This window comes from Sphingomonas echinoides ATCC 14820 (genome assembly GCF_000241465.1).
Classification (GTDB): Bacteria; Pseudomonadota; Alphaproteobacteria; order Sphingomonadales; family Sphingomonadaceae; genus Sphingomonas; species Sphingomonas echinoides.
In genome coordinates this window covers 3,229,924-3,242,364 of the sequence record NZ_JH584235.1, presented here as the reverse complement: position 1 = coordinate 3,242,364, position 12,441 = coordinate 3,229,924, and the positions used below count along the sequence as shown (strand labels likewise).

Genomic DNA, 12,441 nt, shown 5'->3' with positions numbered 1-12,441 from the left:
TGAAGGGGAGAGGGAGATATAAAATGGACACCACTACCCTGTTCCGCCTCGACGGCCGCATCGCCCTTGTCACCGGCGGCTCGCGCGGCATCGGCAAGATGATCGCGACCGGCTTCATCGCGCAGGGCGCGACCGTCTATATCTCGTCGCGCAAGGCCGATGCCTGTTTCGAAACCGCTGCAGAACTGGGCGAGAAGTGCATCGCGCTGCCGCAGGACGTGTCGACGGTGGCCGGGTGCAAGGCGCTCGCGGCACAGCTGGCGGAACATAGCGACCGGCTCGACATTCTGGTCAACAATGCAGGGGCGGCCTGGGGCGAACCGTTCGAGGTGTTTCCGGAAAAAGGCTGGGACAAGGTGATGGACCTCAACGTCAAATCGCCTTTCTTCCTGACCCAGGCGCTGCACGCCCCGCTGAAAGCCGCCGCCAGCGCCGGGCATCCGGCCAAGGTCATCAACATCACCTCGATCGACGGCCAGCGCCTGAACCCATGGGAGACGTACAGCTATCAGGCCTCCAAAGCGGCGCTGATCTACCTCACCAAGCGGATGGCGGCGCGGCTCATCACCGATCACATCAACGTCACCTCGATCGCGCCGGGGGCCTTTGCCAGCGAGATGAACAAGGCCGCGCGCGACCATGGTTCGGCGATCGCGCAGAGCATCCCCGCCAAACGCATCGGCGTCGATGAAGATATGGCGGGTGCCGCGATCTACCTCGCCAGTCGCGCGGGCGATTATGTGGTGGGCGATACCATCACCGTCGATGGCGGGCTGGTCCATGCAGCACTAGGCACAAGCATCGACGCCTAACCCCGCTCGCCTGGGGGTGTGGGGGTGACGCCAGTGTCGTCCCCACCCTCCCCAGCCAACTAGGCCGGGCGGGCCGCTTCCCTCTCGCCAAGCGACAGGGACTTGGTTGGGTGATGCGGCTGCAAAATCATGACACCGTCCTCCACCCGCCAGGATTTGAGGCGCGACAGGAAGTTCATCCCCACCACGTTCATGTCGCCAAAGGCGGGCGACACCACCACCGGCAAATCGCGCGCAACGACATTGCCGATGCGCAGTTCCGGCACCGTCGCGGTTTGTGCCGCCACCGTGCCATTGGCGGTCTGCATCATCACCGGCATTAGCGAATCGCTCGGTTCGATCCCCGCTGCAGCAGCAGTGTCAACCGAAATCGCGGTCACGGTCGCCCCGCTATCGACCAGCATCCGCCGCTCGATCCCGCCCAGCTTCACGTGCACCCAGAAATGCCCGTCCGCCGCCATCGGCACGCGCATCTCCTTGCCGACCACGCGCTGCCCGCCAAGCTCGAAGCGCTGCGCCACGCGGGCGAAGGTCGGGTCGAACGGCGCGCGCTCCATCAGCAGCAAAGCGACCAGCACCAGGCATCCGGCCGTCATCGCAAAAGCGAGGAACCGCCCGATCACCGGAATACGCCGCGCGAGCACCATCACCGCCACGACAGCGACGACCAGCAGATAGAGCGAGCCGTGCGGCCCAAGATCCGGAAGCGTGTTCACCACCCAAATATAATAGCGGGCGCAGCTTTATGAAGGCTGACTAGGCCATCACCGCGAGCAACTGATCGACCGTGGTCGTGGCGAACGCGGTGAAATTGTCGGCCACGCCATATGGGATCAACAGGTCGCGCCCCTTTGCCAACACGCCACAGCTATAGACCACATTGGGCACATAACCGTCGCGCTCGAGCGGGCTTGGCGTGAGGATCGGCTCAGGCGTGCGCGCAAGCAAGCGTGACGGGTCGGCCTTGTCGAGCAGGCACGCGCCGACACAGTAATTGCGCACCATCCCGACGCCGTGGGTGAACACCAGCCAACCCTCGTCGATCTCGATCGGCGAGCCACAATTGCCCATCTGCACGAACTCCCACGGGTAACGCGGCGAGACGATCTTGCCACCGCCCGCCCAATGCAGAATGTCGTCGGAGGCATGCAGCCAGATGCTTTCGCTATCCTGCCGCCCAAGCATCATAAACCGCCCACCGACGCGCTGCGGGAACAGCGCCATACCCTTGGCCCCCGCGGCGTCCCCAGTCAGCGCCCGCATCGTGAAGCTGCGAAAGTCATCGCTCGACAACAATTCCGGGCGCGCTGCGGCTCCGCTGAAGGCGGTATAGGTGCCGTAATAGGTCGTGCTGCCATCTTCCTCGGTGAAGTGGACGAGGCGCAAATCCTCAATCCCCTGGCGCTGGCTTGGCAGTACCGGAAACAGCACCGTCTCGGAAATATCGCGACTACCCCCGCAACGCAGCATCGTCACCGCCCCAGCATCGACATCGGTGCCATCGATGATCGGCGGCACGGCAACCAGGCTTGGCGGATCGATCTTGAGCGCGCCGCCGGGCAGCCAAGTGCCGGTGCGAAATGCGACAGAGGAAACATGCCCTTCGCCAATGCCGCGCAACGACAGGACAAAGCGTACCGCGCCCGCCTCGACGTCCGTCTGGTCGGGCGCTACGACCGCGCTCGGGTTGAACAAGGCGGCGGCCTCATACGAAAATTCTTCGCTGAAATACGCCCCGATCAAACGGCGTTGCCCCTCCGATGCCACTGGCGGCACCGGCAAAGCGCCAGCGATCTCATCATAACGCCGCAGCAACATCGCATCGACATCGCGGTGCCGCTCATCCAGCGAGTCCACGATCAACGCCAACTCCGCCGCCAGCGCATCGCCGGTCAACGTCAGCACGCGATCGACGATCGTCTGGGTGCGGCTGTGCCCTTCGCGCTGAAATTGGGTGGGATAGTCGAGCGAAAACGGCCGCACGACCGTGCGCGATGGGTCAGGCCGCAGAATAACGCTGCTATGGTCAAGTTTGAGCTGAACGTCCGCCATTGCATTCCTTTCGAATCCGCCGCCGCAATCCCGCAACGCAGCCGCCTGAACGTGCGGGGATCGGCGACGATCCAGCGCCGATCGTCGCCTTATGCCATTGGTACGGCAGTCACAAACGGCGGAGGTTACCCATGCTCGATGGCGCGCGCGGACGAATTGGTGCCGGGAATCGGCACGCCCATGGTACATACACCCACCGGCCCGCTGTGACCGCGCCCGAATAGCGTCCACACGGAACGCCCGGGACCGAAAGGGTTCCGATGCCGTCTCCCGTTTCTCCCGATGCCGAACTCGGCCTCAATCTTGCCCTCGCGGTGGTTGGCTCCTCCCACGCGCCCGTGCTGTTGCTGGACGAAAATCGCGCCGTCATCGTCGCCAGCGACGCCTTTTGCGCAGCCTTCGACATCGATCCCAAGACGATCGTCGGCAAGACCTTTGCCGATCTGGGCAACGGCGAATGGGCCATTCCGCAACTGCAATCGCTCCTCAAGGCAACGGCGTCCGGGCTCGCTGAAGTCAAGAATTACGAATTCGACTTGAAGCGCCCCGGCCTTGGCACACGGTGCCTGGTCCTGAACGCGCATAAGCTCAGTTATGGCGTGGGTGCCGAACCGCGGCTGTTGCTTGCCATATCGGACGTCACCGATGCTCGCATCGCCGAAAAAATGAATGACGATCTGGTTCATGACAAGAGCGTGTTGCTGCAGGAATTGCAGCACCGCGTCGCGAACAGTTTGCAGATCATCGCCAGCGTATTGCTGCAGAGCGCCCGCAAGGTTCAGTCGGAAGAGGTGCGCGGGCATTTGCGGGACGCGCACAGCCGCGTGATGTCGGTCGCGGCGATCCAGCGGCAATTGGCGGTCGCCTCGCTCGACAAGGTCGATGTCGGTCCATACCTGCACCAATTGTGCGAGAGCATCGGGGCATCGATGATCCATGATCATGACCAGATCTCGATCGAAGTCACCAGTGCCCGGGAGCAGGTCCAGGCCAATATATCGGTCAGCCTTGGTCTGGTGGTGACGGAGTTGGTCATCAACGCGCTCAAGCATGCGTTCCCCGATGGACGGCACGGCAAGATCGCGGTCGATTATCAGCGCAGCGGTGCCGATTGGGCGCTCTCGGTGAGCGACGATGGAATCGGCATGACAATGCAGCCGGGCCCGATCAAGGCCGGGCTGGGTACCAATATCGTGCAGGCGCTCGCCAAGCAGATGGATGCCAGCGTCACCGTGACGGATGCCGCGCCGGGGACTCGCGTCACCCTGGAGCATCATTTCACCGCCGCGCAATCCGCAGATGCGCCGCCGACACCAGCACCCGCCGTTTAAGGTTTAGCGGTCGCACCTGTTGTCGTCGGCATCGGGGTCGCGGGCACGCTACGATGCTTGCCATGCAGATCGTCGATCTCGGCCTGGCGCCGCTTCAAATAGAAGGTGCGCGTGGCGACATACGGATCGGTCGGTCCGGTATGGAGCTCGTGGAACAGCTCGTCATTTTCGGCGCGCCGGTCAAGCACCCCCAGCACGCTGACCGGGATGGTGAAGGCAGCCCGGTTGAAGGGTTTTCCGACCGCCAGTGGCAACACCAGCCGATCGACCGTGTCGCCCACGAAATCGCGCAATGTCGTGGGGCCGATCAGCGGCAGGAACAAAAACGGGCCGGGCTTCACGCCGTAAAACCCGAGCGTGTCGGCAAAGCCGTTCGGGCGGCGCGGCAAATGGATCGGACGACGCTTGGCCATGTCGAAAACGCCGCCGACGCCGACGCTGGAATTGACGACAAACCGCCCGAGCGTCTCGGCGGCCTTGCCCACTTTATGCTGCAGCAGGAAGTTCACGAACACGATCGGCTCGCGCAGATTGTAGATGAAGTTGCGGATGCCACTGCGCACCGGTGTCGGAACGCCGCGCTTATACGCCAAAGCGAGCGGCCCGACAAAGGCACGGTCCACCGCCTGCGTGGCCTTGAAGGATTCGGTGTTGATCGCCGCGATCGGATCATTTGCGGCGTTTCGTGGACGTGCCATGACGACGATGTCTTGCGACTCTTCCGGTTCTTCGGGCGGAATCGGGGCAGCAGGCGACACCATGGCGGCGTCGGGTGCGACAAGATCCGCGGTCTCCGGGGCGATCAGCGAGACCGTCGAAAACGGTTGCAGAGTGCCCGCCATGATCAGTTCGGCTGGCGGGCTTGCCTGCACATCGCCGTCGGCCACCGGCGTGCCCGTCACCAGCATCGCGGTCACCCAGATCGGAATGCTCACACATCTGCTCCTGTCCGACACCGACAAAGGGCGTCATGACCGGCAAAGCTGACGATCGAGTCTTCCTGCCGCACTCTTAGGGAAGACGCCAATTGTCGTTTCCTAACTTCCGCCCACGGGGCAAAATGGAATACGCCAAGCCCCCGCTATGTGTGTGACGACACCAGCGGCAGAAATCCTCAATCCTACTTTAAGGTTTTCCCCAATTCTCGCGTCGACCCTGCCCGAACGCATTCGGCGCGAGGTCGCGCATCGCCAAATCAACCGGCTGCCACGCCGCTGAAGGCGCGTTACCGGGCGATACCGCCGGCGGCCAGCACCGCCAGCGTGACGAGTTCACTCGCCGTCGACGTCATCGGCGCGATCTGCACCGATTTTTCCATGCCGACCAGCATCGGGCCGATCACCGCGTCCCCGCCCAGCTCGCGCAGCAATTTTGCCGAGATATTGGCGGATTGCAGCCCCGGCATGATCAGCACATTGGCCGGGCCGGACAGCCGCGCAAACGGATAGTTGGCGAGCTGCTTGGGGTTGAGCGCCACGTCCGGCGCCATTTCGCCTTCATATTCGAAGCTGACCTTGCGCCCGTCGAGCACCTGCACCGCACCGCGGATATTGTCGATCCAATTGCCCGATGGGTTGCCGAAGGTCGAATAGCTGAGGAACGCCACGCGTGGTTCATGCCCCATGCGCTTGGCCACCAACGCCGTCTGCTCGGCCATGTCGGCCAGTTCCTCGGCGGTAGGACGCTCGTTCACGGTCGTGTCGGCCATGAACACCGTGTGGCTTTGCCCGACCATCAAATGAATGCCGAACGGCGTGCGCCCCGCTTCCGGATCGATCACGCGGCGGATTTCGCGCATGGTGTGGGCATAGGTGCGGGTGATGCCGGTGATCATCGCATCGGCCTCGCCCAGTTGCAGCAGCACCGCGCCGAAGATGTTGCGATCCTGGTTGATCATCCGCTCGCAATCGCGGCGCAGATAGCCGCGCCGCTGCAGGCGCTCGTAGAGGAAATCGACCATGCGCGGCACCAGCGGCGACTTGCGGCTGTTGTGCAACTCGTAGCTGTCGGGGTCGGTAACGCCGAGCGCGCGCAGCCGCTCGGGCACGTCGTCGCGCCCGACCAGCACCGGCGTGCCATAGCCGCCATCCTTGAACGCGATCGCCGCGCGCAGCACGACTTCTTCTTCGCCTTCTGCGAACAACACGCGCTTGGGATGCGCCTTTGCCCCTTCATATGCGAGCGTCAGCACCGAGGTGGTAGGGTTGAGCCGCGCCTTCAGCGTCTGGCGATACGCCTCCAGATCGAGGATCGGCTTGGTCGCCACGCCCGAATCCATCGCCGCCTTGGCCACCGCGACCGGCACGATCTCCATCAGGCGCGGGTCGAAGGGTGCGGGGATGATGTAATCGGGGCCGAAGGTGTGGCGCACGCCATACGCCACCGCCACTTCCTCGGCCACTTGCTGGCGCGCCAGCGCCGCCAGCGCGCGCGCGGCCGCCAGCTTCATTTCGTCGTTGATCGTCGTCGCGCGCACATCGAGCGCGCCGCGGAAGATGAACGGGAAGCCAAGCACATTGTTGACCTGATTCGGATAATCCGAACGCCCCGTGGCGATGATCGCATCGGGCCGCGCCGCCTTGGCTTCGGGCGGCGTGATTTCGGGGTCGGGATTGGCCATGGCGAAGATGATCGGCTTGGGCGCCATCTTCATCAGATATTCGGCCGGCAGCGCGCCCGCGGCCGAGAGGCCGACGAACACGTCCGCACCGTCCAGCGCTTCGGCCAGCGTGCGCTTGTCGGTGGCGACGGCATGCGCCGACTGCCATTGGTTGATGTCGGCACGGCCCTGATAGATCACCCCGCCCAGATCGACCATCGTCAGCTGGTCGCTCGGCAGACCCATCGCCTTGATGAGTTCCGCGCAAGCGATCGCCGCCGCGCCCGCGCCGTTCATCACCACCTTGGTGTCCTTGATGTCGCGCCCGGTCAGGAACAGCGCGTTGATCAAGCCTGCCGCGCAAATGATCGCGGTGCCGTGCTGATCGTCATGGAACACCGGAATGTTCATGCGCTGGCGCAGCGTCTGCTCGATGATGAAGCATTCGGGGGACTTGATGTCCTCCAGATTGATGCCGCCAAAGCTCGGCTCCATCAGTTCGATCGCGTCGATCAGCCGGTCGGCATCCTCGGTCTTCAGCTCGATATCGATCGCATCGACATCGGCGAAGCGCTTGAACAGGACGGCCTTGCCTTCCATCACTGGCTTGGACGCAAGCGCGCCGAGATTGCCCAGGCCCAGAATCGCCGTGCCGTTGGAGATGACCGCGACGAGATTGCCCTTGGCCGTGTAATCATAAGCCAGGCTCGGGTCCGCCGCGATCGCCAGCACCGGCACCGCGACGCCCGGCGAATAGGCCAGCGCCAGGTCGCGCTGCGTCGCCATCGGCTTGGACGCGACGATCTCGATCTTGCCCGGCCGACCTTCCGAATGGAACAGCAGCGCCTCGCGCTCGGAAAATTGGACGTTCGAATCTTCAGTCATCGGGGAGGCCTCCTGGATCGGCGTCGTCTTAGAAACACTTTGGGCGGAAGGAAACGGCCCTAGTTGCCGTTACGACTATCGAAGGACCGCCGCGCCTCGGCAATGCGATCGACATTGTGCGCCGCCCACGCCCACACGCCGCAAAACGCCTCGGAAAGCGTGAAGCCGAGATCGGTCAGGCGATACTCCACCTTGGGCGGAATAACGGGATGGATCGTCCGGATCACCAGTCCGTCGCGCTCCATCTGGCGCAGCGTCTGGGTCAACATCTTCTGGGAGATGCCCTCGGCAAGCTGGGCGAGGCGCGAGAAGCGAAGCTCGCCATGCTCGGTCAGCACTTCGAGCACGATCATCGTCCATTTGTCGGCAACGCGCCCGATCACCTCGGTGACCAAGGCCTCGACGCGCGGGTCCAGATTTTCGGGATATTCGTGCGAAACGGCCATTGGTTTCCTATTGGTAAGTACCGCACTTTTACGTGCCTACTTTCCAATGGAAAGCGCAGCTTTTAGGGGCTTTGTCAACCGAACGACAGGAGCAATACCCATGAACATCAGCGGCAACACCATCCTCATCACCGGCGGCGGCACCGGCATCGGTCGCGCGCTCGCCGAGCAATTCCAGGCGCGCGGCAACCACGTCATCGTCGCTGGCCGTCGCGCCGAGCCACTCGAAGCGCTCGCGCGCGATCGCCCGGGAATCCGCACCGCCGTGCTCGACGTTTCCGACGCAGCCGACATCGCGCGCTTCGCCGACACTGTCGCCAGCGAGCACCCGGCGCTCAACGTCGTGATCCACAATGCCGGGATCATGCGCGCCGAAGACATGACGGCGCAGCCTTATGATCTGAGCGATGCCGAGGCGATGATCGCGACCAATTTACTGGGGCCGATCCGGCTGACTGCGGCTTTGCTGCCGCACCTGCGCAAGCAGGCGAACCCCGCGATCCTCACCGTGTCGTCGGGCCTTGCGTTCGTGCCCTTGGTGGCGACACCGACCTACAGCGCAACCAAGGCGGCGATCCACAGCTGGTCGCAGTCGTTGCGCGCGCAGCTCGCCGATACGGGCATCGACGTCATCGAAATCGCCCCGCCTGCCGTCGCGACCGATCTGATGCCGGGTCATGCCGAAAACCCCAATTCGATGCCGCTCGACGCCTATATCGCCGAGACGATGGCACTGCTGGAAGCCAATCCGCACGGGCCTGAGAACGCCGTCGAGCGCGTCAAATTCCTGCGCGATGCCGAGCATGAGGGGCGCTATGACGCGGTCTTTGCCGCGCTCAACCAAAGCCACTGACGCGGCGGTTTCCTTTCGGGAGGGCGGGCGGTATCAGACGGCGATGGCGCCAGCACCAACCCCCGCTCTCACCCCGATGATGGCGCAATATTTCGCGCTCAAGGCAGAGGCGAGCGATTGCCTGCTGTTCTACCGCATGGGCGATTTCTTCGAGATGTTCTTCGAAGACGCCAAGGTCGCCGCCGCCGTGCTCGACATCGCGCTGACGGCGCGCGGCGAGCAAGACGGCGTGCCGATCCCGATGTGCGGCGTGCCGGTCCATGCCGCCGACGCCTATCTCGCACGGCTGATCAAGGCCGGGCACCGCGTCGCCATTGCCGAACAGACCGAAAGCCCCGCCGACGCCAAGAAGCGCGCGGGCAAGACCTTGGTGGCGCGCGCCATCGTCCGCGTGGTGACGGCGGGCACGCTGACCGAGGAAGCTTTGCTCGATGCGCGCGCCGCCAATTGGTGCGCTGCCATCGGCGAAGCGGGCGGCGCGGTCGCCATCGCCGCCGCCGACATCTCGACCGGTCGCTTCGAGCTGATCGCCTGCGATGCCGCCGGGCTGCCCGCGGAAATCGCCCGTCTCAGCCCGGCCGAGACGATCGCGTCCGAAGCGAGTGCCTTTGCCGAATTGGCGACGATGCTGCGCCCGCGCGGCGAGTTTGACAGCGCGCGCGGCGAAGCGCGGCTGAAGGACCTGTACGCGGTGGCGACGCTCGACGGCTTCGGCCAGTTCGACCGTGCGGCCTTGTCGGCTGCGGGCGGGCTCGTAGCCTATCTCGATCACACCGCCAAGGGCGCGATGCCGTTCCTGCGCCCGCCCCGTCTCGGCCAGAGCGCGCAGCACATGGCGATCGATGCCGCCACGCGTGAAAGCCTGGAACTGACCCAGACGACGAGCGGCGCGCGCAAGGGCAGCTTGCTCGACGCGATCGACCGCACGGTGACGGCGGCGGGCGCACGCCTGCTCGCCGCCGACCTCGGCGCACCACTGATGGAACGCGCGCGGATCGAGGCGCGGCTCGATCTGGTCACTTTGCTGGCCGAGGATAGCGCCTTGCGCGAATCGCTGCGCGGCACGCTGCGCAGCATGGCCGATATCGGCCGCGCGCTCGGGCGGCTGGCGGCGGGGCGCGGTTCCCCGCGCGATCTCGGCCAGTTGCGCGACGGGCTCGACGGCGCGTGGCGCTTGGGCGAGCGGCTCGACGCGATCGCCGCGCCACCTGCGTTGCTGGCGGAGCTCGCCCCGCGCCTGCGCGGACATGGCGCGCTGATCGACTTGCTCAGCCGGGCCCTCGTCCCCTCCCCGCCGATCGACGCCTCGGACGGCGGCTATATCGCGGCAGGCTATGACGCCGCGCTCGACGATCTGCGCGATGCGGGCGCGGGCGGCCGACGCGCGATCGCCGCGCTCGAGGCTGACTATCGCGCCCGCACCGGCGTCGCCCAGCTCAAGATCCGCCACAATGGCGTGCTCGGCTATCATATCGAAGTCCCTGCGCGCGCGGCCGATGGTTTGATGAAGCCCGATAGCGGCTTCATCCACCGCCAGACGATGGCGGGCGCGGTGCGCTTCAACGCGCCCGAACTGCACGAAGTCGCCGCCAAGGTAACGCAAGCCGGTGCCCACGCGCTCGCAGCCGAGGCGGCGCATCTCGAAGACCTGATCGCCGCCGCGCTCGACCGGCGCGAGGCGGTGGCGGCGACCGCGGATGCGCTGGCACGGCTCGATGTCGCCGCCAGCCATGCCGAGCGCGCGGCGGAAGGCGGCTGGGCCCGGCCCGATCTGGTCGAGCATGCCTGTTTCGACATTGTCGGCGGGCGGCACCCGGTGGTCGAGGATGCGCTGGCCAAGCGCGGCGAACGCTTCGTCGCCAATGATTGTCGCTTGTCGGAAGACTCGCGCCTGTGGCTCGTCACCGGCCCCAATATGGGCGGTAAATCGACCTTCCTGCGCCAGAACGCCGCCATCGCGGTGCTGGCGCAAGCGGGCAGCTACGTCCCCGCCGCCAGCGCGACGCTCGGACTGGTCGACCGGCTGTTCAGCCGAGTCGGCGCGTCGGACAATCTCGCGCGCGGTCGCTCGACCTTCATGGTCGAAATGGTCGAGACCGCCGCCATTCTGGCGCAGGCCACGCCGCGCAGCTTCGTCATCCTCGACGAAGTCGGGCGCGGCACCTCGACCTATGACGGGCTCGCCATTGCCTGGTCGGTGGTCGAGGCGATCCACGACGACAATCGCTGCCGCTGCCTGTTCGCCACACATTATCACGAGCTGACGCGGCTCGCCGAACGCTGTGATGCGCTCACCCTCCACCACGTCCGCGCGCGCGAGTGGAAGGGCGAGCTGGTGTTGCTGCACGAAGTGTCCGAAGGCCCGGCCGATCGCAGTTATGGCCTCGCGGTGGCGCGGCTCGCGGGGCTGCCGCCTGCGACGATCGCGCGCGCCAAGGCGGTGCTGGCAAAGCTGGAAGCGGGCCGCGCCAAGACCGGTGGGCTGGCCGCGGGTCTCGACGATCTGCCGCTCTTCGCGGCCGCGATGGAGGTGGAGGAAGAGCAAGCCGACGCGATCCGCGCCGAGGTGGAGACGCTCGACGTCGACGCGCTCACCCCGCGTGAAGCGCTGGAAACGCTCTACCGGCTGAAGGCGCTGGCGCGGGAGTAACGCGCTACGCCCGCTTGATCACCGTGTACGTCAGCTCCCGCCGCGTCTCGAAGCCGAGCGCGCGGTACAGCGCCACCGCCGGATTGTCGGCATAGCTATGGAGAAACACGCCCTCTCCTCCCGCGATCAGCGGCGCGATCACCGCTTCCATCAACGCCCGTGCAAAGCCTTGCCCGCGAAAGTCAGGATGCGTGCAGACCGCGCTCACCTCGCTGAAACCCGGCACCTTCATCCGCTCGCCCGCCATCGCGACCAATCGCCCGGCGCGGCGCACCCCGATATAACCGCCTTGCAGGTGCGTCGCCGCGAAGAACGGGCCCGGCGCGGTCAGCGTTGCCAGCGCCAGCATCTCGGGCGCATCGTCATCCCCCAAGCGCACGATGTCCACGTCGCGCGCCGCGCGGTGCAGCCGGGTCGCGACCATCTGGTCGAGCTGCCGCTCCGACACGATCGCCGTCCCCGGCGGCAGCACGGCTGGGCCCACCCCGATCAGGCCGAGCGTGCCGCCGTCCGGGACAAGCGCGGCGAGCGCGGCCAATGCCTCCGATGAATCGCAGGCGGCCTCGCCAAACAGATTGACGTCAGGCCGGAAACGCAGCGCGCGGGCGTCGCCAATCGCCAGCGCCCCCTGACGACCAGTGAGACTGTGCCAGATCGGTCGATCGAGCGGCGAGAATGGCAGGTTGGTCATTGGCCCCTTACACCCGAGAAGCGCGGCGCGGCGCATCCCGGCCCTTGCCATCAAACCGCGCCACCCTCCGACACTGTGCATCATGACACCGCGGCACGACAAGCTTTGGCCACGACGCCATG

The 12,441-nt window shown here is 65.5% G+C and carries 10 protein-coding genes; 4 read left to right on the top strand and 6 right to left on the bottom strand.

Going from position 1 to position 12,441, the window contains the following annotated elements; all coding sequences use genetic code 11:
• Window positions 1-23: 23 nt before the first annotated feature.
• Window positions 24-812: an SDR family oxidoreductase gene (locus ON00_RS15035; RefSeq protein ID WP_010407142.1), complete on the top strand. Its 789-nt coding sequence runs from the start codon at window positions 24-26 to the stop codon at window positions 810-812.
• A gap of 59 nt (window positions 813-871) precedes the next feature.
• Here the strand turns inward: ON00_RS15035 and ON00_RS15030 are convergent, their stop codons facing one another.
• Window positions 872-1,528 carry a retropepsin-like aspartic protease family protein gene (locus ON00_RS15030; protein WP_050810927.1) on the bottom strand — a complete coding sequence of 219 codons (657 nt, stop codon included), beginning with the start codon at window positions 1,526-1,528 and terminating at the stop codon, window positions 872-874.
• Window positions 1,529-1,568: 40 nt separating this feature from the next.
• On the bottom strand, window positions 1,569-2,864 hold the full coding sequence (locus ON00_RS15025; protein WP_010407138.1) for a glycoside hydrolase family 130 protein: 1,296 nt from the start codon (window positions 2,862-2,864) through the stop codon (window positions 1,569-1,571).
• 260 nt (window positions 2,865-3,124) lie between these two features.
• On the opposite strand from ON00_RS15025, the gene ON00_RS15020 reads away from it, so the two are divergent.
• Complete coding sequence (locus tag ON00_RS15020; protein WP_010407135.1) at window positions 3,125-4,195, top strand: sensor histidine kinase; 1,071 nt, start codon at window positions 3,125-3,127, stop codon at window positions 4,193-4,195.
• Here the strand turns inward: ON00_RS15020 and ON00_RS15015 are convergent.
• The 3 genes from ON00_RS15015 to ON00_RS15005 all read right to left on the bottom strand — a co-directional run bounded on the left by ON00_RS15015 (window position 4,192) and on the right by ON00_RS15005 (window position 8,125).
• Entirely contained in the window at window positions 4,192-5,130 is a 939-nt protein-coding gene (locus tag ON00_RS15015; protein WP_010407133.1) for an MlaA family lipoprotein, read from the bottom strand. The two genes, ON00_RS15020 and ON00_RS15015, sit on opposite strands and share 4 nt — an antisense overlap.
• 290 nt (window positions 5,131-5,420) lie before the next feature.
• Complete coding sequence (locus ON00_RS15010; RefSeq protein WP_010407132.1) at window positions 5,421-7,679, bottom strand: NADP-dependent malic enzyme; 2,259 nt, start codon at window positions 7,677-7,679, stop codon at window positions 5,421-5,423.
• Window positions 7,680-7,738: 59 nt separating this feature from the next.
• Window positions 7,739-8,125, bottom strand: coding sequence for a winged helix-turn-helix transcriptional regulator (locus ON00_RS15005; protein WP_010407130.1), 387 nt, complete (start codon window positions 8,123-8,125; stop codon window positions 7,739-7,741).
• 100 nt (window positions 8,126-8,225) lie between these two features.
• Here ON00_RS15005 and ON00_RS15000 point away from each other — a divergent pair, with 100 nt between their 5' ends.
• Both ON00_RS15000 and mutS read left to right on the top strand, forming a co-directional pair.
• Window positions 8,226-8,978 (top strand): SDR family oxidoreductase, encoded by a 753-nt coding sequence (locus tag ON00_RS15000; RefSeq protein WP_010407128.1) that lies wholly within the window; start codon window positions 8,226-8,228, stop codon window positions 8,976-8,978.
• Window positions 8,979-9,054: 76 nt separating this feature from the next.
• Window positions 9,055-11,628, top strand: coding sequence for a DNA mismatch repair protein MutS (mutS, locus tag ON00_RS14995; RefSeq protein WP_029622952.1), 2,574 nt, complete (start codon window positions 9,055-9,057; stop codon window positions 11,626-11,628).
• A gap of 4 nt (window positions 11,629-11,632) precedes the next feature.
• Here mutS and ON00_RS14990 read toward each other — a convergent pair whose 3' ends face one another.
• Window positions 11,633-12,319 carry a GNAT family N-acetyltransferase gene (locus tag ON00_RS14990; RefSeq protein ID WP_010407123.1) on the bottom strand — a complete coding sequence of 229 codons (687 nt, stop codon included), beginning with the start codon at window positions 12,317-12,319 and terminating at the stop codon, window positions 11,633-11,635.
• Window positions 12,320-12,441 lie beyond the last annotated feature (122 nt).

Coding starts and splice junctions, on each gene's coding strand:
- ON00_RS15035 (WP_010407142.1), top strand. CDS start 24: ATGGACACCACTACCCTGTTCCGCCTCGACGGCCGCATCGCCCTTGTC.
- ON00_RS15025 (WP_010407138.1), bottom strand. CDS start 2,864: ATGGCGGACGTTCAGCTCAAACTTGACCATAGCAGCGTTATTCTGCGG.
- ON00_RS15020 (WP_010407135.1), top strand. CDS start 3,125: ATGCCGTCTCCCGTTTCTCCCGATGCCGAACTCGGCCTCAATCTTGCC.
- ON00_RS15010 (WP_010407132.1), bottom strand. CDS start 7,679: ATGACTGAAGATTCGAACGTCCAATTTTCCGAGCGCGAGGCGCTGCTG.
- ON00_RS15005 (WP_010407130.1), bottom strand. CDS start 8,125: ATGGCCGTTTCGCACGAATATCCCGAAAATCTGGACCCGCGCGTCGAG.
- ON00_RS15000 (WP_010407128.1), top strand. CDS start 8,226: ATGAACATCAGCGGCAACACCATCCTCATCACCGGCGGCGGCACCGGC.
- mutS (WP_029622952.1), top strand. CDS start 9,055: ATGATGGCGCAATATTTCGCGCTCAAGGCAGAGGCGAGCGATTGCCTG.
- ON00_RS14990 (WP_010407123.1), bottom strand. CDS start 12,319: ATGACCAACCTGCCATTCTCGCCGCTCGATCGACCGATCTGGCACAGT.